Raw genomic sequence first — 23496 nt, 5'->3', positions numbered from 1 at the left:
ATACACTATTGAGAATATAATCTGATATTATAAAGAAGTGTCAGAAAATTCAATAGGGGGTCTCATCATGAAATACGGCAGTACGTTTGGAAAGTGGGCATTGGCCGGAGTATTAACAGCAGGAATCCTTCCACAAGCGGGTCTTGTCGGGGCAGAAGGCGAAGGCGTCATCTTGTCTGAATACATAGAAGGAACAAGCAACAACAAGGCAATCGAGCTATACAATGGGTCGGGGCAAATCATTGACTTAGCAGACTATACACTCGTTCAGTATACGAATGCTGGACCGTCAGAAGCGAAAATCACACTATCGGGGAAAGTGGATCCAGGGAAGACGTTCGTCATCGCGAACTCGAGTGCGAATGCAGATATTAAAGCAAAAGCACAATTGACGACGGGATCATTGAACTTCAACGGGAATGATCCGATTGCATTGAAAAAGGGTGATGTCGTTCTTGATATCATCGGGCCACTCGGTTCATCGACGGATTTCGCAAAAGATACGACACTTGTCCGGAAATCAGGCGTCACATCGGGTGCTAAAACGTACGAACCATCACAGTGGACGAGCTTCCCGGTTGATACACTGACGAATCTCGGCAGTCATCAGACAGAAGCGGGCGACGTTCTCGCGGCACCTACAGCTTCTCCGGTTGGTGAAGTGGAACGTGGAGATCAAGTAACGTTGTCAGGCGAAGGAACGATCCATTATACGGTTGATGGCACGACACCGACTGTCGACAGTCCAGTGTACACATCACCCATTACGATCAACGATGAAGTGACGATTCAAGCAGTTGCCGTCAAGGACGGTAAAACGTCAGCTGTTTCGACGTTTAAGTATTACATCGCACCACCGATCACGAAAATCAACAGCATCCAAGGTATTGCGCATGCATCACCATATGCCGACCAGCTCGTCCGGACGACAGGTGTCGTCACGTATGTCGTTGATGCGAATAACTTCTACATGCAGGATCCGAATCCGGATAACGACAGCCGGACATCAGAAGGGATTCTCGTCTATGCAAAAAACCACGGTGCTGCTGTTGGACAAAAAGTCGCGACGACAGGATATGTCAAAGAGTGGTTGCTTGGCGGCTACAGCGATAAGTTCGATACAGACTTAGCAGTCACGGAAATCAGTACGGTCAATCTTGTGAAGGGTGCACTCAACGAAGGGTTACCAGCGAGTATTGTTCTCGGTGATGAAGGTGTCTTGATTCCGACACAAGTCGTTGATAACGACTCGTTCGCTCAGTTTGACCCAGAAGAAGATGCGATTGATTTGTATGAAAGCTTAGAAGGCATGCGTGTCGCTTTACCGAATGCAATCGTCACAGGTCCGCAAGCAAACCGGACGATTCCAGTTCGGACGCAGACTGCGGATAAGGTCTATACGAAACGCGGAACTCCAATCTTGACGAAGGACAACGTCAACCCGGAACGTCTCTTCGTTGAGATGGGTAGCTCGTCGTTCCGTGCAAAAGCTGGTGATACGTTCGACGGAACAATTGAAGGGGTCATGAGCTACAACTATTCGGCGTATAAAGTACTTTCAAAAGCAGCGGATCTTCCGAAACTCGTTGCGCGTGAAGCGAATCGTCAGCCGACGAACATCGAAACGGGTGAATCACGCCTGACTGTCGCTTCGTACAACGTCGAGAACTTCGCCTCAACAGCAGACGCTGGAAAAGTCGATCGTGTCTCAGAAGGTATTGCGACATTCCTCAAGACACCGGACATCGTCGGTTTGACAGAGATGCAGGATAACGATGGTGCGACGGATAGCGGTACAGTTGATGCTTCGAAATCATTTGAGACATTAATTGCAGCGATCGAAGCGAAAACAGGTGTCCGGTATGCGTACACAGACATCGCACCAGAAGATAAGAAAGACGGTGGACAGCCAGGCGGAAACATCCGTGTCGGATTCCTCTACAATCCAGCACGTGTATCGCTCGCACCAGGTGAAAAAGGTAGCGCGACAGAAGCCGTTGCGGTGGAAGAAGGTAAGTTAACGAAAAACCCAGGTCGTATCCAGCCGACGGATCCGAACTTCGCGAGTTCACGGAAACCACTCGTCGCAGAATTCCTCTTTAACGGTGATTCGTACCATGTCATCGTCAACCACTTCAACTCAAAAGGTGGCGACGGAGCTGACTTCGGTAAAAACCAACCGGTCGTGCGTAAAAGTGAAGTCCAGCGTCATGCGATCGCGAACATCGTTCAGGACTTCGTCTCTGAATTGAAGACGGAAGTCAAAGACTCGAACGTCGTCGTTCTCGGTGACTTAAACGACTTCCAGTTCTCGAAAACACTTGATATCTTAAAAGGTGATAACTTGTGGAACACAGTCGACGATCTGCCGGAATCAGAGCGGTACTCGTATGTCTATAACGGAAACGCTCAAGTGCTCGACCATATCTTGATCTCGAATAACTTGAAATCGTATACGTCGTCGGATATCGTCAACATCAACTCAGAGTATATGGAAGCAGACGGTAGCGCGAGTGATCACGATCCAGCGATCATCTCGATTCAAGGTGCAGAGACGGCCGTACCTGTCAAAGGAAAAGCAGAAGTCGGCATCTGGCGTGCTGTTCAAAAAGGAAAACATATCTTCATTGAACGGAAACTAGGGCGCAACTGGGATAAAGCAAGTGAAACACATGCAGACCAACAAGGTGAGTTGCTTGCACTCCGTGTTTCGCAAGGGCGTCCATACATTCAAGTCAAAACGATCAAAGGAAAAACGGTTTGGCTTGAACTGTCGAACAAGTATAAGTTGAAAGAAACAACAAAATATCAATAAAATTAAAAAGCGGACTTAGCGGTCCGCTTTTTTGCGTGCTGGAATTAAAAGCGAAAGAAGTGAGAGGGTGCTGATAGAGAGCGTCGAAATTAAAGCAATCGGTAGAGGAATGACGCGGAACATATACGTGAAGTGGATCAAGATTAAAAAAAGGATGATAGCAAGACCAGGAATGAATTTCTTAGAGAGAAGCATACCTGATCCGGGTACGAGCAACTCGAAACCGAGCCGTTGATTCAGGCGGACATCTTCGTGTGCATTCGCTAAACTAAACGATACGGTCAAGACGACAAGAATCATCCAGCCGGAAAATAAGTATTGTTGAATCGGTAAAAAAGCAATGGATTCATAAATGAAATACAGTAAAACCATAGGTCAACTCCTTCATATCATCTTGTTATTTGGAAAAGCATTGAAAGTTTGGCTTACGAATTCTAATGATACCGAGTCGATAATCGGAGAGCAATCAAAATTCGCTGAGAATGAAATAAAAGAATGTTCGCACATTTCAACAATAGGGGAAGATAGTTTAGAATGTATATTAAATTCTTTCAAGAATCGTTTAAACAAAAGCTTTTTTGAAATGGGAGCGTTCTCACGAAATATGTCGGATTTGTGGACGAAAGATGTGATTTAGACAAATGAGAGCCGATGACTGTTCGAAGGAATGATTTTCTTTTAAAATAAAGGTAATGAAGTAGAAGGAGGCGAAACGAGGACATGAAAAAATGGTTGATCATCGGATTAGCAGCAGTAGCCTTTTTCGGCTACGAAAACATTCCAATGGAACAAGCAGAAGCCGATTACCCGAAAAGCGGCGGCAAGCTGATTGATCGATATAGCAGTGAGTACCCGGGATACGACTGGGAAGTCAGACGGACATCAACGGAGGAATTCGTCGCCTTGACGAAAGATGGTAAGGACTACGGGAAGTATCGTTTCAAGAACGGGGTGACGACGCAAGGTGCCGTTCTTAATAAAGATACGGAATCGTCGCTGAAGAAAAAGGGTTGGACCGCAGTGAAGTCCTACCGTAAAGGCAACACAAACTACATGTTGAACCTGGATCATGCCGCGGTCTATGAGAAGAAAGGCAATTACGTGACGTACTTCTTCGATCAGCATGACGGCAATAAGGTCAAAGCGACGCTTGCGATTCCAAAAGACGTCGAAGCGAAGAAAAAAGGCTTCTATGGTACGGCTTCGAATGCGTTACGAACGACAGATGAGAAACTGATGCTTCGGTTGATGAACTGGGAACGGGTTGACTATAAGTTGAATCCGTTAGCACCGTACACGGCACTGAAGCCGGTCACACGCGGTCACAGCGAGAACATGGCGAAGAATAATTTCTTCTCGCATACAGATCCACAAGGTCGCGATCCGTTCGATCGAATGGAACAAGGCGGTATCAAGTTCATGGGAGCCGGTGAGAATCTCTCGATGGGTTATCCGAATGTCTTTGCGGCGCATTGGGGCTTGATGAACTCAAAAGGACACCGCGATAACATCCTTCAAAAGAGCTTCAAGCAGGCGGATGTCGGTGTAGCATTCCGAGATGATTCACCGTACTTCACGATTAATTTCCGAACACCTTAATAGAAGAATGGAGGACGATATCGCTCGATGTCGTCCTCTTTTTTATGAATTAGTTCATTCTATAATACAGGTAGGAGGTGGAACAGTTGGAAATACGTCAATTGACGGCAGAAGATGCAGTACTGTATAAGGCGTTACGATTAGAGGCGTTGCAGAATCATCCGGAAGCATTCGGTTCTGATTATGAAGCAGAAAAAGATCGACCGGTCGAACAGTACGCAACGCGTCTCAAAAGTGAACAGGCATCGACGTTCGGTGCGTTTCATGAAGGAGAACTCGTCGGTGTCGTCACCATCGTCTGTTTAGAGCCAGTGAAGATGAAACATCGGGCGAATCTATTTGCGATGTACGTCACGCCACGCACTCGAAAGCAACAGGTCGGACGACAACTCGTACAAGAGGCATTACGTCGTACATTAAAGCAGCGTCCTGTGATTGAGCAAGTCCATCTCTCGGTCGTCCGGACGAATGAAGCTGCTAAAGCGTTATATCGCTCACTTGGTTTTGAATCATACGCGATTGAACCACGGGCGCTGAAAATCGATGACACGTATCATGATGAAGAACTGATGTGGTATCGGTTCTAACACAAAATGACCGGAATTCAAAGAGATGATCTCTCCTTGAAATCCAGTCATTTTTGCATCAGTTTGCCCATTCAGGCTTGCTGAAGCCTTTAAATGATTTTTCGATGACTGTATTGAAGGCGTCCGATTCGACGGCTGCTTTTAAGTCTTTTGCGACTTGTTTGTCCGCATCTTTCGTTTGGACAGCGACGAGGTTACGGTATTGTTCGTCCATCGTCTCAAGCGCTAACGCATCGAGTAAGTCGAATTTCGCAGCAAGCGCGAAGTTCCCTGGAACAGCTGAGATATCGACACTTTCGACAGCACGTGGCAATTGAGCCGCTTCGAGTGGTTTGATGACGAGTTTCTTCGGATTCTTGACGATATCTTTCTCTGAAACGGTCAGTGGATCGACATCCGGCTTAAGTTCAATCCAGCCTTGTTCCGCAAGCAAGTTCAGTGCCCGTGCTTGGTTCGTCGGATCATTCGGCGTCGCGACTTCAGCACCGGTCTTGACGTCGTCGAGTGTCTTCGCTGTCTTGCTGTATAGTCCCATCGGTGCTGTCGGGACCGTGATGAGTCCTTTTAAATCGAGGTTCTTTTCTTTAGAAAACGTCTTGAGATAGATCGAGTGTTGGAACAAGTTGGCGTCGATGTTTCCGCTACCGAGGGCGATGTTCGGTTGGATGTAATCGCTGAACTCGACGATTTCGACTTTGTAGCCTTTCTTTTCGAGTTGTGGCTGGATCGCTTGTTTGACCATGTCGCTATACGGACCGCTCGTCGCCCCGATCTTGATCGTCTTGTCTTTTTCATCAGCACTGCTGTCTCCACATCCTGCGAGGACTCCTGCACCGAGTAAGGCTGTTGCTAAAAAGGCATATCGTTTTTTCATGATTCCACTCTCCCTTTATATGTATGATTAGCGTTTATCTGTTTTTCGCGCCAGTTGATTGCCAAGTGCTTGAATACTTTGAACGATGACGATGAGCACGACGATCGTCACGATCATGATGAGATTATCGTAGCGATAGTAACCGAAACGGATCGCGAGGTCACCGACACCACCGCCGCCGACGATACCAGCCATCGCTGAGAAGCCGATCAAGCTGATCGTCGTTAATGTGATGCCCTGAATGATGCCAGGGAGTGCTTCCGGTAAGAGGACGCTGACGATGATCCGCAATGGTTTCGCCCCACAGGCTTCCGCTGCTTCGATTAGACCAGGCGGAATCTCACGTAGTGATGTTTCGACGAGGCGTGCGAGAAACGGAATCGCTGCGACACTAAGGCTGACGGACGCTGCCGTCGGACCAATCGTATTGTCGAGCAAGAACTTCGTTAACGGAATGAGGGCAACCAGCAAGATGATGAACGGTAGCGACCGGACGATGTTGACGACGAAATCAAGAACACGTCGGACGGCAAGGTTTTGAAAAAATAATCCGCGGTCGGTGACGAACAAGAGAATCCCGAGCGGAATCCCGACGACCAATGCGAAGGCGAGTGAAATTCCGACCATCCATGCCGTCTCGCCGAGTGCCTTCAAGAGCTCAGGTAACATCGTTTGAATACGATCAAGCCACATCCTGAATCACCTCGAGTGCGTGAAGTTCCGTCGCGAGCCAGTCGAGGGCAGGAGCGATTTGGTCGGATGATCCCGTCAAGCTGACAATCAGGACACCGAAGGCGACGTCTTGAATGTAGTCGACCTTGCCGTGCAAGATGCTGACTGAGATATCGTAACGGCGGATTGCTTCTGATAACGTACTCTCGCCGGTCTTCTCGCCTGTGAACTGCAAGCGGATGATTTTTCCCGGTGTCGCTTGTAAGATGCGTTCCGGTAGCTCGATTTGTAACGCCGTGTCGACATAATGTTGCGTCACCGGATGTTTGGCTTGGCTGAACAAGTCATAGGTAGAGGCGACTTCGACGACTTCCCCTTGCGACATGACGGCGACACGATGACAAATCTGTTTGACGACATCGATTTCATGCGTGATGAGGACGATCGTCAATCCGAGTCGTTCATTCAAATCTTTTAACAAATCAAGAATCTGAAGCGTCGTGACCGGGTCAAGAGCTGATGTCGCTTCATCACATAACAAAACGGTCGGATTGTTTGCGAGTGCCCGGGCAATCCCAACGCGCTGTTTCTGCCCACCGCTTAATTGACTCGGGAAGTTCGTCTCAAATCCTTCAAGTCCGACGAGCGAGACGAGTTCGCGAATGCGCTCCGGGAAATCTGCTCGTTTGACGCCAGCAGCCTTGAGTGCAAAAGCGATGTTATCCGCGACGTTGCGCGACTGGATCAATTGGAAATGTTGAAAAATCATCCCTGTCCGCAAACGAAGTTGACGTAAGTCCGCTTTTGACATCCCGCCGAGCGAGACACCGTCGACCTTGACGGTTCCTTGTGTCGGGTGCTCGAGCCCGTTGATCAGGCGAAGCAATGTACTTTTACCGGCACCGGATTCACCGATGATCCCGAAGATTTCTCCTTTTTGAATCGTCAAATCAACATCTCGTAATGCGAAAATCGGAGTCCGGTCTCGGACGAACCGTTTTGTAATCTGTTTGAATTCAATCATCCGCTCATCTCCTTGTACAAAAAAAGTCGCTTTTTCCTAGTAGCAGAGCAACCAGAAAAAAGCGACGAAAGTGTAAGATTTCGTAACTTATCTCTCAGAATGAAATCCATTCTGTAGGATGTGGCACCGTTCCTGATAGGTGGTTGCCGGACGTCGTTGGGCCTAATCCCTCGGTCGCTCTCGATAAGTAGTTATGCTGTTGGGATTTACTTTAACGGAAATGATTCCCATCTGTCAAATATTTTTTCAGAATTATTCCGCAACAGGTGTCCGGAATAGGTTGAGCGTTCCGATTCGGTCGACGGCCTCTTCCAATCGTTCGACATCAGCAATCAGACTGATCCGGACGTAGCCTTCACCGTATTCGCCGAAGAATGATCCAGGCGTCACGGCGACATGTGCTTCGTCAAGCAGATGATCGGTGAAGCTCTGGGACGTGTAACCTTCAGGAACAGGCAGCCAGACGAAGAAGGAACCGCCCGGACGTGGTCCACTCCAACCGATCGCATCAAGTTTTGCGAACAATGCATCACGTCGTGTTTCATACAAGCTATTTAACTCACGGACACATGTCTGGTCACTCGTCAGAGCGACGGTCGCAGCATGTTGAATCGGTGTGAAGGCACTGACGTAAAGATGTTCCTGATACGTCTCGATGCTTGAGATGACGGACGGATTTCCGATTGCGAAGGCAATCCGGAAGCCTGACATGTTGAAGCGTTTTGAGAGTGAGAATAGCTCGATCCCGACGTCTTTTGCACCTTCCGTTTGCAGGAAACTTCGCGTCGGACCATCGAAACTGATGCCGCCGTATGCTAAGTCATGGACGACACAGATATCATGGGCATCGGCGAAAGCGACTGTCTGTTCGAAGGCTTCTGCCGTCGCCGTAGCGCCTGTCGGATTACTCGGGTAGTTGAGGAACAACATCCGGGCACGCTCGACATCCGTCGTATCAAGTAAGTCGTAATCGGGTAAGAAACCGTTTTTCTCGAGCAACGGAAGCGTAATCGGGAATGCGCCAGCAAGTGCGGCGCCAGACAGGTAATCCGGGTATCCTGGATCGGGGACGATGACACCTTCTCCAGGGTTGACGATCGTCTGCGGTAAGGCGACGATTCCGGCTTTACTGCCGAGGAGAATCGCGACTTCCGTTGCCGGATCGATCGTGACGCCGAATTCAGTCGCATAAAAGCTGGCGACGGCTTGTTTTAGAAAATCATGGCCACGAAACGGTGGATATTGAAGGTTTGTTGGCTCGTCGATGGCTTGTTTTAACGCATCGAGAATATGTACGGGCGTCGTTTGATCGGGTGTTCCTTGACCAAGTGTGATGACATCGTGTCCGGCAGCTTTTACAGCACCGATTCGGTTTGCGAGCTCAGCGAAAACGGGAGCAGGAAGCCGATCAATGGCGATGGATGGAGCGAAATGTTTCATGGATGAATGCCTCCTTCGTGGTATTGTCGTCAAGGATAACGAATATTCAGTCAAAAGAAAAGAACTTTTTCGAAATTCAAAAAAATTGTCGGATAAACAGGTACAGATAAGTGGAGCGGGAATAAAGAGTAGGGAGAGGAGTGAGGAGATGAAGCGAGCTAACTGGAAAGAGGCAGTCGTCTATCAAGTCTACTGGCGTAGCTTTAAAGATTCGAACGGGGATGGGATCGGTGATTTGCGAGGTGTCATCGACAAGCTTGATTACATCGCTTCACTAGGTGTCGATGTCGTCTGGTTGAATCCATGTTATCGTTCACCGGACGTCGATAACGGTTATGATATTGCCGATTATTACGGGATCATGGAAAAAGCCGGAACGATGGGAGATCTACAGGAGTTGATCACGACCGCTCATGCCCGTGGATTGAAGGTCATTCTCGATTTAGTCGTGAACCATACAAGTGACCAGCATGACTGGTTCCGTCAGTCGCGGGAGCGGATCAACGATAAGGAAGACTGGTATATCTGGCAGGATGGCACGAAAGATACGCCTCCAAACAATTGGCGCTCCTACTTTGCGCCAAGCCCGTGGACGTGGAGTGAAGAGCGCGGGCAGTATTATTTTCATTCCTTCGCAAAAGAACAGCCAGACTTAAACTGAGAGCACCCAGCTGTGAGGCAAGCGATCTACGATATGATGAACTGGTGGATCGCTCAAGGGATTGACGGCTTCCGGATGGATGTCATCAACTTGATCAAAAAACGGTCGTTCGAGGATGTCGCCAATCCGTTTGATCTATCGTACCTTGGAAATCAGCCAGGCGTGCATGACTTCCTGCAGGAGATGCATGCGAACGTCCTTGCGGGAAAAGATTTATTCACAGTCGGTGAGATTCCGTTCGTTGGTCCGGAAGACGGTCTGTTATATGTCAGTGAAGAACGAGAAGAACTTCGGACGCTGTTTCACTTCGAAATCGCGGACGACATGGAGGCAATGGATCTCTTACGATTCAAGGAAATTCAGAAACGCTGGTACGACGTCTTATACCCACTAGGTGTCAATTCACAGTTCCTCAACAACCATGATCATACGCGACAAGTGACACGATTCGGCAGTGAACGGTACCGGGTCGAGAGTGCGAAATTACTCGGTTTGATGTTGCATACGTTACCTGGCATTCCGTACGTGTACCAAGGAGAAGAAATCGGCATGACGGGGATTCGTTTCTCAGATCCATCGCTCTATCAAGACGTCGCCTTTCGCAATCGATACGAAGAACGCGTTGCTGGTGGAGAGGACCCGGAGGTCGTACTCTCATCGATGCAGTTACTCGCCCGCGATAACTCCCGCACGCCGATGCAGTGGGACGACACGCATGAAGCCGGTTTTACGAGTGGGAAACCATGGTTAGCGGTCAATCCGAATTATACAGACATCAATGTCGCGCAGGCAGAAGCCGATCCATCGTCCGTGCTTGCTTTTTACCGATCGTTGATTCAGATGCGAAAGGATCATCCGATTATGGTCTACGGTACGTACCGAGACTTAGCACTCCATGATCCATATCTCTATATCTATGAGCGGGAACTAGAGGGAGAGGTCTGGCGGATCGTCCTCAACGTGCATGATGAACCGATGCAGACTGCCCTCGTTTTACCACATGAAAAATTGCTCGTATCAAACTATCCGGATAGTCCGGATATCTTGCGTCCCTATGAAGCACGCGTCTACCGTTATACTGTTACAGAACAGAAGTGAGTCGTCTGTTGAACGAAAAAACATCCGCGACATATCAGGAACACGTTCGCGGATGTTTTTCATATGCGTATATTATTTGAAAGGTGATGATTTTTTCGTCTGTAAGACCTGAGTGAATCGATCGACGGCTTGTCGCATCTCGTAACTCGGTCCGAGAATGAGGGGACCGTGTCCGACGGCAAGAATATCTGGAGACAGTTCCGTCAGTTGATCAGCTGAGCGAAGGGCAACGTCCGGATCCCATGTCGCGAGTGCGGGGAACGGGAATTGCCAACGGACATCACCGGAGACGGCAAGTCCACCTTGCGTCTGAAAAGCATCTCCAGCGATCAAGGTCCGGCTTCCTTCATGCCAAAGCGAGATTGAGCCAGGTGTATGGCCGGGTGAGGCGATGACACTGAGACTACCGACTTGTTGACCACTCTCGAGTAATCGATCCGGTCGCGTTTTGATGTTTTTCGGAATGCCCCCTTTTAAGGGTGTCGTTTCACCTTCTCGTAGCGTCTCATCCCCGCTGAGCAATGCAGCATCTCGGTAACTGATACAGACTTCAGCGAGTGGGAAGGCGTTCGCCAGGAAATCAAGTGAGCCGACATGATCGGCGTGCGCATGAGTCAGGATGATTGCACCGAGTGGTTTCTCTTGCTGTCGAATGTAGTGATAGAGCGCCTTTGCGTTGATTCCGAGTCCGGCATCAATCAATGTTAAACTGTCTACTTCTTCAAACAGGTAGCAGTTGACCGGGAAAAAGGATGGGGTCGTCTGCAATTGGTGTAAACGTTCGATTGTCGTGACACGCATCGGCTTCACTCCTTTAAAAAATGAATAGTCTTCTTCTTTAGTATCGTCTGTTTTTTTAGATGCGTCTAGACGAATTGTGTGGAAAAAGAGGCATCACCTCTAAAAAGATGATCCCTCCTCTACGAATCATTCAAATGTTACGGCGAAGACGGCACCAGCGTGTGGTGCATCATCTCCATTAGCAGCGGTCGTGACGAGCAATCGATCTTCATAGAAAATCGGACACGTCGGATTTGCGACTGGGAAGTCGACATGATCCAATTTTTCGCCTGTCGCAAGATCCCACCGGGTGATGCATGATCCAGCATAATGTGCGATCCAAGCGTGACCTTCCGCGTCCTTCGTCATACCATCCGGGAACCCTTCTTCCTCTTCAAGGTCAACGGCGACACGCTTATTCGAAAGTGGTGCGTCTGGAGCGTAGTCAAAGGCATAGACTTTTTTCGTCGGTGTATCGATGTGATAGAGCGTCTTGCCATCTTCTGACCAGACGAGTCCATTCGAGTTCGTTAAGTCTTCGTGCAAGACATCGATGGAACCATCGTGACGCAGACGGAACAATCCAGCGGTCTTGCCGTCTTCTTCATTAATGCTACCGGCAACATATTGTCCGGTCGGATCAAGCTTTCCGTCGTTCATTCGGTCGGAATCGGGTAACGACAGTTGATGCTCAAGAGACAAGTGTCCTTCTTTGAGATCAAACGTTCCGAATCCGTGTTCAGCCGTGACACGTAATAAATCCGGTGCATCGGTCAAGGCAATCGATGTGATGGCGCTTGGTAACGTATACGGTTTGAGCGCTTCTGTGACGAGGTCATATGAAAAAAGAAGTTGATTCGGAATATCAACGAAATAAAAGCGCTTTGTTTTTGCGTCGTAAACAGGAGATTCGCCTGTCTTACATGCGACATCAATGAATAGGGAAACGGTCATAAGTACTCTTCCTCCTAAGTGGACACCTTTTACGAGCAGTCCAGATAATAACAATTTAGTATACCTGTTTTGACGCGCAATCAAACCTGGATCAAACAGCTGGTATACTAAATAAACGTCTAAAAAAAATAGCCTGCTATCAAAGCAGACTATCCTACGAGCGTTATATCAGCGGCTCTTAACGAGCAAGTTGACCGCTTCCTTGACGAGTTCCTCGGTTTGTCCATCGCCATTTTGTTCGGCGTCCTTGACGCACTCAATTAGATTCGAACTGACGACGACGCCGATCGTCCGGTCAATCGCGGAACGGGCAGCGGAAAGCTGGGTGATGACATCGCGGCAATCTTGCCCTTCTTCCATCATCCGTAAAATGCCTCGTAGCTGTCCTTCGATCCGACTAACACGGTTCTTCATCTTCCGATCATAATCCATTATTATTCCTCCGATTCCCGTTGACCTGACGTCATGTAGTATCTTTATGCTATGCCCATTACGGTATCGCTGTCAATTCAACAGAATTTTAAGCTATATTTTTGATAGAATGAGGGAATATGGATGTGGTGAAGTTTTTTACTTAGAAATTTGATAAAATCGAAAACGATTTGGTGTCAGCTTGCGTATACTATATGATAAGGCTGACATCAGAAGGAGGAGAAGGATGCACACTCAATCCGATGAATCGCTTTATCATCTGATGCGTAGCGGTGATGAGCAAGCTCTCGAGACATTGTACGATAAGTACGAGAGGCTGTTGTTCTCATTCGCCCATCGCTTTACGAATAATGACCGGTTGTCCGAAGAAGTCATACAAGAAGTATGGATGAAGATTTGGAATGGTCGTGTTGATTTTGATACACAAAAAGGAAAGTTTTCATCGTGGATTTTAACGATTACACGTAACGCGGCACTTGATTGTCTCCGTCGCGAAAAACGACAACCGACAATCGAAGTCGAGGAGCGCGATGGTGGATATGACGAGCCGGTCGAGCGGACGGTCATGCAGCGGGAAACGGCTGCTGAAGTGCGCGGGGCGGTTAGTGAACTGAAACCCGAACAGCAAGAGCTGATTGAACTCGTTTACTTCCAGGGTATGACGCAGCAACAGATTTCAGAGCAGCTCGATTTACCTCTTGGAACGGTCAAGACGCGAATCAGGAGCGCGATTCAAGCATTACGAAAACGAATGGATGGGAGGGAACGAGATGGAAGAACGTTGTCATGACTTAATCGATTATTTCAATGGAACATTATCCGCAGCAGATCGCGACGCGTTCGAAGCGCATCTTGCGACGTGCGAAGAATGTCGTGAAGCGCTTTTAGAAATGGAAGAACTCATGCTTCCCATCGCTGAATCGCTTCCGGAGCGACCCGTTCCTGCAGGTATGAAAGCACGGATTCTTGGAGAAGTCCTTGGTTCAGCAGAGACAGCATCTCCGAAGGAAGCACCGATGACTACTCCGGTAGACATCAAACAAGCACGTCAGCAACAAACGAAGAAAAAGAGTGTCCCACTCGGCTGGTTGATGAGTATCGCCGCCGCCTTGATTCTCTCACTTGGTGCGAATGCCTACTTCCTCTCACAGGAAGAAAGTACGGATACACCTGAGACGTTAGCGATGGATGAAATCAAAGGGATGGGGAACTTCGAAAGCACAGAGTCCATCAAAGGATCGAGCATGATTTTCACACAAAACGATAAATCGTACATGCTGGTTCAGTTAAAAGATTTACCACCCCTTCAAGAAGGGCAACTTTATCAGTTATGGACGATCGAAGGCGAAACACCTACTGCGAACGGTGTCATCGAAAAAGATGGAGAAGCAGCAGCTGTCTTCCCACTTAAAGGAGACGGCAAAGTGGACGCGGTCGCCATTACGGTTGAACCCGAACCGGATTTAGAAAAACCGACAGGCGAAATCGTCGCATCGGTTGCGTTATAAGAATGAAGTTTAGCGGATCCGTCTCGTACGGATTCGCTTTTTTTGTGCAAGGTGCTGAATGGAATAAGTAAATACGCGTTGAAATGATAAGAAATCGAATGAATTTCTAATTTTTACTGAAGAAATGAGACCGAGCAGACGATAGTTAGGAGAATGACAATCCACAAAGAGAGGCCTCATACAATGAATGAATGGATTATCTTAACGAAACATTACGAAGTGACATTGGTCGTGTTGTCGGTGCTTGTTGCCATCATTGGATCATACGGCTCACTAGAGTTAAATCGGCGTCTGGCGAAGGCCACTGCCTTAAAGAAGCGTGCTTTGTTTCTATCGTCGTTAACGATGGGATTATCGATCTGGGGAATGCATTTCGTCGGGATGGGCGCGTTCGCGCTGTCGGTTACGGTTCGCTATGATTGGTTTTTAATGTTCTTGTCCGTTATTCCCGCCATTTTGGCTGCTTTCATTGCCTTCCATCTGTTGTATTCGTCGGTGATTACACGCAAGAAAGTCATTTTAGCGGGAGGACTGATGGGGGGCGGAATCGCCATGATGCATTATCTCGGGATGATGGCAATGGAGTTCGGCGGAACCGTCCGGTATGAGACAAGCTTATTTCTCTTATCAGTCTTGATTGCTGTCACGGTCGCCTATATCGCCTTGCTACTACTTCATCGTTTGCGACATGTCGATAAGAAACGCATTCTGATTCCCATCGCGATCGTGATGGGGTTTGCCATCTCGTCGATGCATTATGTCGGGATGCTTGGCACCTCGTTTTGTATTCCATCTACTAATGCCGGAATCATCGGGGATACTCCGATCACGTCGAATATCTTGAACGAAGTCGCGATTCCCGTCTTCTTGATCGTCATCTTGATTGCAGGTCTTTATATTCATCTTGAACGTCGAGCACTGCAAATGATGGCGTATACCGATCATTTGACGGGGCTGCATAATCGCCGGTGGCTCGATCATCATATGGCGAAGGTCGATACCCATTATGGTCGATCGAAACAGGAAATGGCGATGGCATTACTTGATCTGGATGGATACAAATGGGTCAATGATACATTCGGTTTTGATAAGGGTGATGCCGTCATCCGCCAGTTCGCGGAGCGGATGCTACGGACGCTAAAGGAAGATGAAGCATGTATCCGTTACAATGGTACGCAGTTCTTCCTGATCAAACGTGTCTCGCAGGAAGATATGACAGAGGTATTCGAACAGATTTTAGAGGACGTGCGTCAACCGATCGACCTCGAAGATCAGGCAGTCCATCTGACAGCGACGATGGGCGTCATCTTACCAAATACGAAGGAATCGCTTGAGATGCGGATTGGTCAGATGGAGAGTGCGTTACGTGCTGGAAAAAACGAGGGGCGCGACCGCTTCATCGTGTATGATGAAACGCTACACTCGGATCGCAGAGAGCAATTGATCGTCGGTTCGTTACGCCGAGCGATGACGGACTTCAAGGAGTTCGCCCTCGTTTACCAACCGAAAATCGCACTCGCTACAGGAAAGGTCGATCAAGCAGAAGTCTTGATTCGCTGGAATCATCCGAAGTTCGGTTTCATCTCACCGGCAGAGTTCATCCCGCTGGCTGAGAAATATAGTCTGATTCATCGTTTAACGGAGTGGGTACTAAAAGAGACCGTCGCACAGATGGAAATTTGGAAGAAGGAAGATTATTTCATTCGCCAAGTCTCTGTCAACTTATCCGCGATGCACTTCCGGTCCGAGTCGCACAACGTAATGATCAAAGAAATCGTTCACCATTCCTTAAAGAATGGAAGTGAATTGCAACTACAGCTCGAAATCACGGAAACGTCCGTCATGGAGAACCTCGACCGAGCGATGACGATGCTTGGTGAATTGAAACAACTTAGTTTGACGATTGCACTTGACGACTTTGGAACCGGTCTATCGTCGCTAACGCACCTGAAGCATCTTCCGATTGATATCCTGAAGATCGACAAGTCGTTCATCGATGAAGTACCGCATGATGAACGAGGAACGGCGATTACGGAAATGATCATCCAACTCGCGAAAAGTCTTGGGATCGAAGTCGTCGCGGAAGGTGTCGAGACACTTGAGCAGCATCTTTTCTTGAAACGCCTCGGTTGCGATTATGGTCAAGGCTACTATTACAGTAGACCGATGCACGTCAAGGATCTAAACCAGCGGACGATTGAAGAAACGGTTCTAAATGTCGGATGAGGCAATCCAAACACGACTTTCGTTCGTATACTAGATAAGCATGCGAGGACGATGCATGCGACGTCTGGGGGGACGCAAAGCGCTGGGTTTCACCAGCTCGTGCACGATGCAGACAGACATCCAGTACATTTAACTATACTCAGGCAATCCAGCTTTCAACGCAGCAACTGTCTGTTCGAACACAAACAAAGGCAACTTCCACGACGGAAGTTGCCTTTTTCATCTGTGCTTATGAACGAACCGTCAGCACACAGCCTGTCTGATCCGTCACGAGCACATTCGTATTGAAGTATTGTCCATCACTTTTTAAGATGAGGGATTTTTTCTCTGCGTTGTAATCGAGTGTCATTTCTTGATCGAGGAAATGGCTCGACCACCGTTTGACGAGAACGGGACCAACGTTCGAGTCGATCGTCATGTCTTCCGGTGTCGCTTCATCGACGATACGAATACTGAAAATACCAGAGTTTCCGCAACCGCAACCCTCTGTATCGTAATAGAGGTGCAGTTGACCGGATACTTCACCGCGTAATTGGCGGATCCGCTCCTGAGCAGATGGTGTAAATGTGATGTTCATGGTCATTCACTCCTTTACCTTAGTATACGCCGTTTGTAGCGGAAAAGAACGTCACTTGCTCACGCTGACCTGGCGGCGCATCCGGACGAGAAGGAAGATGTAACCGGCTAACAATAAGACGACACTACCGAGAACCGTCGTATCGACGAGACCGTTATCGGACTCGAAATTGATCGCGATGTATGCCCAGACGAAGACGAGCGGATAAATCGGATCACGGTTAGCGAACATGAAGAGAAGCGCAATGATGACTCCGACGACAAGTATGATCATCGTCCAACCCGCATCTCCGATTCCGAGCCAAGATGTCACACCTTCTGCGTTGATCGTCAGGAAGATATCAGCAATCGTCGCGACTGATACCCAGCCGAGATAAAGCGAGAAGGGTAACTTGAAGCGTAACCCTTTCGTCTCACGATCAATTTTTGAGTAGATCACGATCAATGACAGCAATAGACCGACGATGACGACGACCGAGACAACGAACAGTTCAAACGTGAACGAGACGATCCAACCCGCGTTGAACAGACAGCTGATTAAGAACCATGGTCCGATTTTTTTCGCGAGTTCGTGTTCCTTGAATTTCGGAATCGATTGTAAAATCAACCAGATGAGTAATACCGCATAAATCAATCCCCAAATCGAGAATGCATACCCAGCAGGTTTGAACAATGTGATGATCGAGTCGGAAATCCGTCCCGTCTTTCCTCCATCGAGAGCGTTCACGGCAATCGTGAAGATGAAGCCGACCCAGTTGAGCCAAATCCATTTATTATTTTTCAAACGAAAAACCTCCTTTATTCTCTAAAGAAGGTTTACCCAAAAATCATTTTCATTAGTCATCAAGGTCGGCGCGTCGGGTTCAAAAAGGACATCCCAATGGCTGGGTTCCCCGTATGCGAACCGAGAACCGGTGTTAAGTCATCAATGCGGACACGCACATCGTACTTCGATTCGAGGCGTTGTTTCCATTCGAGTGCCAGTTCATGCGCTGTCGCATGGAATAAAGAAATATCGGTCACTTGACCCTGTTCAATAATCGCGACGAGATGATCAAAAATCTTCGAATGGGCTTTCTTGAATGTCCGGACGGTTTGATAAGGAACGATCTTTCCTTCTTCAAAGTGGAATAACGGGCGAAGCTGCAATAGGTTACCGACGAATGCCTTCGTCGAAGAGATGCGTCCTCCTGCTTGTAATTGATCGAGGTTCGCAACCGTGAATTCAATGTGGTGATCGAAACGACGCTCGAGAATGATCTGTTCGACGGATTCGATCGAGTGCCCCGCTTCGACGAGTTCAATTGCTTCTGCCAGAAGTTGACCGGCTGGGTAAATGCCACAGCGGGAATCGATCGCAATCAGACGAAAACCAGCAATCTCTGCCCCTTGAACGGAAGCGCTGTACGTTCCGCTCAGTTCACTCGATAAGTGAACAGCAAAACCGACATCATATTCTTCTTTCAACCGTTCATAATGCTCGGTGAAACTACCGATCGAAGGTTGGCTCGTTGTTACCTTGTGTTTTGCATCAATCCAGCTGTAGACAGTCTCCGCATTAACATCGACACCATCGACGAAACTTTCACCATCCTTCATGACGAGTAAAGGGACAACCGAAAGATCATCGCGCTGAGCAATCGTATCCGGTAAAATCGTTGTACTATCAGTGATCCAAGCGATCCGCATAACAAGTTCCTCCTTAAATTAGTACCTGATATTAATTGTAGGTGTAAGCGTTCTCGCTGTCAAATGAACATTAAAAAATATTGAACGTTTTAGTTGATTAAATAATGAAATACGCTATAATCGGTACGTAATTAGTAAACTTTTAGTCATCTTATACTAAACTAAGCCGATGAGAGGAGGACGTCGATTGTACTCAATCGGACAAAAAATCAAGAACCTCCGTCTTCAAAAGGGATTGACGCAAGAGGAACTAGGGGAAAGAACAGACCTGAGTAAAGGTTATATCTCGCAACTCGAACGGGAAATCAGTTCACCGTCGATCGAGACGCTGTTTCATCTCCTTGAGGTCCTTGGCATCTCCCCGAAGGATTTTTTTGATGAGGACACACTCAATCAAAAAGTCGTCTATGGGGAAGAGGATGTCACGACGTATGCCGATGAGGAGCAAGGGTATCATGTCACATGGCTCATTCCAGAATCGAACGAAAAAGAGATGGAACCGGTCTTGCTGACACTCGCACCAGATGGAGCATTCAAGACATATGAACCGTCGGGTGCTGAAACATTCGTCTACGTGCTGGCAGGAAGCGTCACGCTGACGCTTGGTCATCAGTCTTTTGTAGCGAATCAAGGGGAGACACTTTACTATAAGGCTTCAGAAATTCATCAATTACGCAATGAGTCGACACAAGAGACGAAGGTCCTCGTGACTGCGACTGACTCATACTTATAAAGGAGGAACTAGATTGGCAGATACTACGATCATTCAATTCAAGGACGTCACGAAACGATACGACGATCAGACCGTCCTCGACCAAGTCAGCTTTGAAATCGAACGCGGGAAGTTCTATACGTTACTCGGACCATCGGGTTGTGGGAAAACGACGATCTTACGACTGATTGCTGGCTTTTCGGAAGCAACAGAAGGAGACATCATCTTCAACGGAAAACGAATCAACGATGTGCCGGCGAACAAACGTCAAGTCAATACTGTTTTCCAAGACTATGCACTCTTCCCGCACTTGAACGTTTTCGAAAACATCGCCTTCGGTCTTCGCATTAAGAAGGTAAAAGAAGCGGATATCGCAAAACGCGTGACCGACGCGTTGAAGTTCGTCAACTTGTCGGGGTATGAGAAACGAGAAATCACCGAGATGTCGGGTGGACAACGGCAACGTGTTGCGATTGCTCGGGCGATCGTCAATGAGCCGGAAGTCATCCTGCTTGATGAACCACTCTCAGCACTCGATTTAAAACTACGGACGGAGATGCAGTATGAGCTCCGCGACTTACAACGTCGTCTAGGGATCACGTTCATCTTCGTCACGCACGATCAAGAAGAAGCACTCGCGATGTCAGATGAAATCTTCGTCCTCAATCACGGTGTCATCCAACAGTCTGGAACACCGACAGATATCTATGACGAACCGATCAACCGCTTCGTCGCTGATTTCATCGGTGAGTCGAACATCATTCCAGGCCGAATGGTGGAAGATTACCGAGTCTGGTTCGCAGAAAAGGAATTCGAATGTGTCGACCGTGGTCTTGAACTAAACGAACCGGTCGAGATCGTCATCCGTCCGGAGGATCTTGAAATCACGAACGTGACACAAGGGAAACTACAAGTCACGGTCGATTCGCAACTCTTCCGTGGCGTGCACTATGAGATCGCTTGTATGGATGAAGTCGGCAACGAATGGCTCGTTCACAGTACGAAAAAGGCGACGGTGGGTGAGCAAATCGGTCTGACATTTGATCCGGAAGCGATTCACGTCATGCGATTGAACGAGACGGAAGAAGAATTCGATAAGCGTCTGGAATCTTACGACGGGGTGTTATGATGCAAAAATCACGTAACTGGTATCTCATTCCGTATCTATTCTGGATTGCCTTGTTTGTCATTGCACCAATCGTACTCGTCGTCTACTATTCGTTCCTTGATTTGGATGGCAACTTCTCATTTGAGAACTACCAGAACTTCTTTACGTCGACGTATTTGACGATGACACTCAGCTCGTTCTGGTATGCGTTTTTGATCACGGTGTTTTCGCTCTTGATCGGTTATCCAACCGCTTACTTGTTAACGAAAACGAAGCATAAACAGTTGTGGCTATTGCTGATCATCTTGCCGACGTGGATCAACTTATTGCTGAAAGCTTATGCCTTCATCGGATTGTTCAGTACGTATGGTCTCGCGAACCAAACGCTTGAAGCGATTGGGATCGGGCGACAACAGATTCTCTTTACCGACTTCAGTTTTGTTTTCGTATCGGTCTATATCTTCATTCCGTTCATGATCCTACCGATCTTCAACGCGATCGAAAAATTGAGTCCGTCACTCGTCTTCGCTGCACGTGACCTTGGAGCATCGAACTTCACGACGTTCCGCCGTGTCGTCTTCCCGTTGACGCTTGATGGTGTGAAATCGGGCTGTCAGCTCGTCTTCATTCCGGCATTATCGCTGTTCATGATTACGCGTCTGATTGCCGGGAACCGCGTCATCACGCTCGGTACAGCGATTGAACAGCAGTTCCTCGTAACGCAAAACTGGGGCATGGGAGCGACGATTGCCGTCTTCCTCATCATCGCGATGGCAATCATCCTTGCGTTAACGAGCACGAAACGGAAGAAAGGAGCGACGACTTGATGAAACGTCTGAAACTAGCAAATCTTTATTTAATCGGTGTCTTCATCATTTTGTATGCTCCGATTTTCTACTTGGCATTCTATTCGTTTAATAGTGCTGATAACATGACGAACTTCGATTCGTTCACGTGGGACTGGTACAAGGAAGTCTTCCAAGACTCACGCTTGTTGATCATCGTCTTGAACACACTCGTCATCGCCTTGTTATCCGCAGCGATCTCGACGATTCTTGGCGTGTTCGGAGCGATCGGAATTCAAGCCGTGCGCAAGAAGCGCGTCGAGACGTCATTATTAACACTGAACAGCATCTTGATCGTCAGTCCGGATGTCATCATCGGGGCATCGTTCTTGATTTTCTTCACGCTACTTGGCATCCAGCTCGGGTTTACGTCGGTCTTACTGTCACACATCGCATTTTCGGTACCGATCGTCGTCATTCTCGTCCTGCCGAAGTTGCAGGAGATGAGTCCGACGCTCGTTGATGCAGCGCGTGACTTAGGCGCAAGCCGTTGGGACGTTCTGACGAAAGTCATCCTGCCGTACATTACACCAGGTATCTTTGCCGGCTTCTTCACGGCATTGACGTACTCACTTGATGATTTTGCGGTGACGTTCTTTGTGACAGGAAATGGCTTTACGACATTATCTGTAGAAATCTACTCTCTTGCCCGTCAAGGGATTTCGATGAAGATCAACGCCTTGTCGACTGTCATCTTCTTGTTTACGTTCTTACTCGTCATCGGCTACTACTTCTTGAACCAACGAGCTGCTACAAAGCTTTCGCGACCGGAGGTGAAATGACCGTTGAAAAAATTGATTCAATTGTTCGTCGCGATTTTCTTGATTTCAGGTGTCATCCTATTCACCTTGAATCAGTTGAACGAGACACAAGGGTATTCGGGTAAAAATGTCCTGAACATCTACAACTGGGGCGATTACATCGATCCAGCACTGATCAAACAGTTTGAAAAAGAGAGCGGCATCAAGGTCGTCTATCAAACATTCGATTCAAACGAAGCGATGCTGACGAAGATCGAACAAGGCGGAACGACATACGATATCGCCGTTCCGTCCGACTATGCGATTGCGAAGATGATTGATGAGAAGCTCGTTGTTCCGATCGATCATCAAAAGATTCCGAATCTCAAAAACATCGATTCACGCTTTCTAGATTTATCGTTCGATCCGAACAACAAGTACTCGATTCCGTATTTCTGGGGAACGGTCGGTATCGTTTACAATAAAGACTTAATTGGTGGGAAAAAACCGACGAGCTGGAAGGACCTTTGGGATCCGAAGCTAAAGAATCAGATTCTACTCGCTGACGGTGCTCGTGAAGTCATGGGGATGAGCCTGAATAGTCTAGGTTATTCGTTGAACGAAACGGATGAGTCGAAACTACAGGAAGCCAAAGCGAACTTGATGCGCCTGACGCCAAACGTCAAGGCAATCGTCGGGGACGAAATCAAGTTATTGCTCGCAAATGAAGAAGCAGGACTTGGTGTCGTCTGGTCTGGTGACGCAAACGAGATCATGAGTGAAAACGAGAATCTCGACTATGTCATTCCAAAAGAAGGATCAAACGTCTGGTTCGACAACATCGTCATTCCGAAGACAGCGAAAAACGTCGAGGGGGCACATGAGTTCATCAACTTCATGTTGCGTCCTGATATTTCAGCGAAGAACGCAGACTACGTCGGCTATTCGACACCAAACAAAGAAGGCTTGAAACTGCTCGATAAATCGGTTCGGACCGATGAGCGATTCTATCCTGATAAACAAGTTACTGATACGCTTGAAGTCTATGAGAACCTCGGAAAGAAAATGCTCGCGCATTACAATGAGTTGTTCTTGGAGTTTAAGATGCATAAGAAATGAGGCAGAACCTAGTGTCATGCGACACTAGGTTCTTTTT

Annotated in this window: 22 protein-coding genes, 1 pseudogene and 1 riboswitch; of the genes and pseudogenes, 12 read left to right on the top strand and 11 right to left on the bottom strand. The window is 47.9% G+C overall.

The genetic code is table 11. The annotated features are described in order from the left end of the window. Nucleotides 1-67: 67 nt before the first annotated feature. Nucleotides 68-2815 carry an FN3 associated domain-containing protein gene (locus P401_RS0111710; protein WP_029342606.1) on the top strand — a complete coding sequence of 916 codons (2748 nt, stop codon included), beginning with the start codon at nucleotides 68-70 and terminating at the stop codon, nucleotides 2813-2815. A 15-nt stretch (nucleotides 2816-2830) separates the two neighbouring features. Here the strand turns inward: P401_RS0111710 and P401_RS0111705 are convergent, their stop codons facing one another. Beyond that, the gene (locus tag P401_RS0111705) at nucleotides 2831-3187 is read right to left on the bottom strand and encodes a hypothetical protein (protein WP_029342605.1); all 357 of its coding nucleotides are present in this window, start codon (nucleotides 3185-3187) and stop codon (nucleotides 2831-2833) included. Between the two features lie 348 nt (nucleotides 3188-3535). Here P401_RS0111705 and P401_RS0111695 point away from each other — a divergent pair, with 348 nt between their 5' ends. Together P401_RS0111695 and P401_RS0111690 are read left to right on the top strand one after the other, a co-directional pair. After that, complete coding sequence (locus P401_RS0111695) at nucleotides 3536-4414, top strand: CAP domain-containing protein (RefSeq protein WP_029342603.1); 879 nt, start codon at nucleotides 3536-3538, stop codon at nucleotides 4412-4414. 86 nt (nucleotides 4415-4500) lie between these two features. Next, nucleotides 4501-5001, top strand: a complete 501-nt coding sequence (locus P401_RS0111690) for a GNAT family N-acetyltransferase (RefSeq protein ID WP_029342602.1) — start codon at nucleotides 4501-4503, stop codon at nucleotides 4999-5001. Between the two features lie 58 nt (nucleotides 5002-5059). Here the strand turns inward: P401_RS0111690 and P401_RS0111685 are convergent, their stop codons facing one another. From P401_RS0111685 to P401_RS0111670, 4 genes are all read right to left on the bottom strand, one after another. Beyond that, nucleotides 5060-5875 carry a MetQ/NlpA family ABC transporter substrate-binding protein gene (locus tag P401_RS0111685; RefSeq protein ID WP_029342601.1) on the bottom strand — a complete coding sequence of 272 codons (816 nt, stop codon included), beginning with the start codon at nucleotides 5873-5875 and terminating at the stop codon, nucleotides 5060-5062. Between the two features lie 27 nt (nucleotides 5876-5902). Further along, the gene (locus tag P401_RS0111680) at nucleotides 5903-6568 is read right to left on the bottom strand and encodes a methionine ABC transporter permease (RefSeq protein ID WP_023469366.1); all 666 of its coding nucleotides are present in this window, start codon (nucleotides 6566-6568) and stop codon (nucleotides 5903-5905) included. Further along, a complete protein-coding gene (locus tag P401_RS0111675; RefSeq protein ID WP_029342600.1) occupies nucleotides 6558-7571 on the bottom strand; it encodes a methionine ABC transporter ATP-binding protein in 1014 nt (337 codons plus the stop codon). Before P401_RS0111675 ends, P401_RS0111680 begins: the two co-directional genes overlap by 11 nt. 84 nt (nucleotides 7572-7655) lie before the next feature. Beyond that, nucleotides 7656-7761, bottom strand: a riboswitch (SAM riboswitch). A gap of 62 nt (nucleotides 7762-7823) precedes the next feature. Beyond that, nucleotides 7824-9011, bottom strand: coding sequence for an aminotransferase class I/II-fold pyridoxal phosphate-dependent enzyme (locus P401_RS0111670; RefSeq protein WP_029342599.1), 1188 nt, complete (start codon nucleotides 9009-9011; stop codon nucleotides 7824-7826). A 148-nt stretch (nucleotides 9012-9159) separates the two neighbouring features. Here P401_RS0111670 and P401_RS17770 point away from each other — a divergent pair. Further along, nucleotides 9160-10770 (top strand): annotated as a pseudogene (locus P401_RS17770) (alpha-glucosidase). A gap of 72 nt (nucleotides 10771-10842) precedes the next feature. Here the strand turns inward: P401_RS17770 and P401_RS0111660 are convergent. From P401_RS0111660 to P401_RS0111650, 3 genes are all read right to left on the bottom strand, one after another. Then, the gene (locus P401_RS0111660; RefSeq protein WP_029342598.1) at nucleotides 10843-11571 is read right to left on the bottom strand and encodes an MBL fold metallo-hydrolase; all 729 of its coding nucleotides are present in this window, start codon (nucleotides 11569-11571) and stop codon (nucleotides 10843-10845) included. A gap of 126 nt (nucleotides 11572-11697) precedes the next feature. Then, complete coding sequence (locus tag P401_RS0111655; protein WP_029342597.1) at nucleotides 11698-12504, bottom strand: SMP-30/gluconolactonase/LRE family protein; 807 nt, start codon at nucleotides 12502-12504, stop codon at nucleotides 11698-11700. Nucleotides 12505-12672: 168 nt separating this feature from the next. Next, nucleotides 12673-12936: a metal-sensitive transcriptional regulator gene (locus P401_RS0111650; RefSeq protein WP_023469359.1), complete on the bottom strand. Its 264-nt coding sequence runs from the start codon at nucleotides 12934-12936 to the stop codon at nucleotides 12673-12675. Nucleotides 12937-13162: 226 nt separating this feature from the next. On the opposite strand from P401_RS0111650, the gene P401_RS0111645 reads away from it, so the two are divergent. The 3 genes from P401_RS0111645 to P401_RS0111635 all read left to right on the top strand — a co-directional run bounded on the left by P401_RS0111645 (nucleotide 13163) and on the right by P401_RS0111635 (nucleotide 16670). Then, nucleotides 13163-13726, top strand: coding sequence for an RNA polymerase sigma factor (locus tag P401_RS0111645; protein ID WP_029342596.1), 564 nt, complete (start codon nucleotides 13163-13165; stop codon nucleotides 13724-13726). Next, on the top strand, nucleotides 13707-14444 hold the full coding sequence (locus P401_RS0111640; RefSeq protein ID WP_029342595.1) for an anti-sigma factor: 738 nt from the start codon (nucleotides 13707-13709) through the stop codon (nucleotides 14442-14444). Before P401_RS0111645 ends, P401_RS0111640 begins: the two co-directional genes overlap by 20 nt. A gap of 183 nt (nucleotides 14445-14627) precedes the next feature. Continuing rightward, complete coding sequence (locus P401_RS0111635) at nucleotides 14628-16670, top strand: bifunctional diguanylate cyclase/phosphodiesterase (RefSeq protein WP_029342594.1); 2043 nt, start codon at nucleotides 14628-14630, stop codon at nucleotides 16668-16670. A 229-nt stretch (nucleotides 16671-16899) separates the two neighbouring features. On the opposite strand, the gene P401_RS0111630 is transcribed toward P401_RS0111635, so the two are convergent. From P401_RS0111630 to P401_RS0111620, 3 genes are read right to left on the bottom strand one after another with little or no spacing between them, the layout of a single operon-like run. Continuing rightward, nucleotides 16900-17247 (bottom strand): iron-sulfur cluster biosynthesis family protein, encoded by a 348-nt coding sequence (locus P401_RS0111630; protein WP_029342593.1) that lies wholly within the window; start codon nucleotides 17245-17247, stop codon nucleotides 16900-16902. A gap of 51 nt (nucleotides 17248-17298) precedes the next feature. Next, nucleotides 17299-18030, bottom strand: a complete 732-nt coding sequence (locus P401_RS0111625) for a hypothetical protein (protein ID WP_029342592.1) — start codon at nucleotides 18028-18030, stop codon at nucleotides 17299-17301. A gap of 59 nt (nucleotides 18031-18089) precedes the next feature. Then, on the bottom strand, nucleotides 18090-18935 hold the full coding sequence (locus P401_RS0111620; protein WP_029342591.1) for a DegV family protein: 846 nt from the start codon (nucleotides 18933-18935) through the stop codon (nucleotides 18090-18092). A 187-nt stretch (nucleotides 18936-19122) separates the two neighbouring features. On the opposite strand from P401_RS0111620, the gene P401_RS0111615 reads away from it, so the two are divergent. The 5 genes from P401_RS0111615 to P401_RS0111595 are packed head-to-tail and all read left to right on the top strand — an operon-like array spanning nucleotide 19123 to nucleotide 23459. Further along, on the top strand, nucleotides 19123-19668 hold the full coding sequence (locus P401_RS0111615) for a helix-turn-helix domain-containing protein (RefSeq protein WP_081834740.1): 546 nt from the start codon (nucleotides 19123-19125) through the stop codon (nucleotides 19666-19668). A 13-nt stretch (nucleotides 19669-19681) separates the two neighbouring features. Continuing rightward, nucleotides 19682-20776 carry an ABC transporter ATP-binding protein gene (locus tag P401_RS0111610; protein ID WP_029342589.1) on the top strand — a complete coding sequence of 365 codons (1095 nt, stop codon included), beginning with the start codon at nucleotides 19682-19684 and terminating at the stop codon, nucleotides 20774-20776. Continuing rightward, nucleotides 20773-21582, top strand: coding sequence for an ABC transporter permease (locus P401_RS0111605; protein ID WP_029342588.1), 810 nt, complete (start codon nucleotides 20773-20775; stop codon nucleotides 21580-21582). The genes P401_RS0111610 and P401_RS0111605 overlap by 4 nt, the downstream gene beginning before the upstream one ends. Continuing rightward, nucleotides 21582-22382, top strand: a complete 801-nt coding sequence (locus P401_RS0111600; protein ID WP_029342587.1) for an ABC transporter permease — start codon at nucleotides 21582-21584, stop codon at nucleotides 22380-22382. Before P401_RS0111605 ends, P401_RS0111600 begins: the two co-directional genes overlap by 1 nt. 3 nt (nucleotides 22383-22385) lie before the next feature. Then, nucleotides 22386-23459 carry an ABC transporter substrate-binding protein gene (locus tag P401_RS0111595; RefSeq protein WP_029342586.1) on the top strand — a complete coding sequence of 358 codons (1074 nt, stop codon included), beginning with the start codon at nucleotides 22386-22388 and terminating at the stop codon, nucleotides 23457-23459. The last annotated feature ends 37 nt before the right edge of the window (nucleotides 23460-23496 follow it).

The sequence above is a fragment of the Exiguobacterium acetylicum DSM 20416 genome (assembly GCF_000702605.1).
In the GTDB taxonomy this organism is placed as follows: Bacteria; Bacillota; Bacilli; order Exiguobacteriales; family Exiguobacteriaceae; genus Exiguobacterium_A; species Exiguobacterium_A acetylicum.
This window is presented reverse-complemented; position numbering and strand designations above follow the sequence as displayed.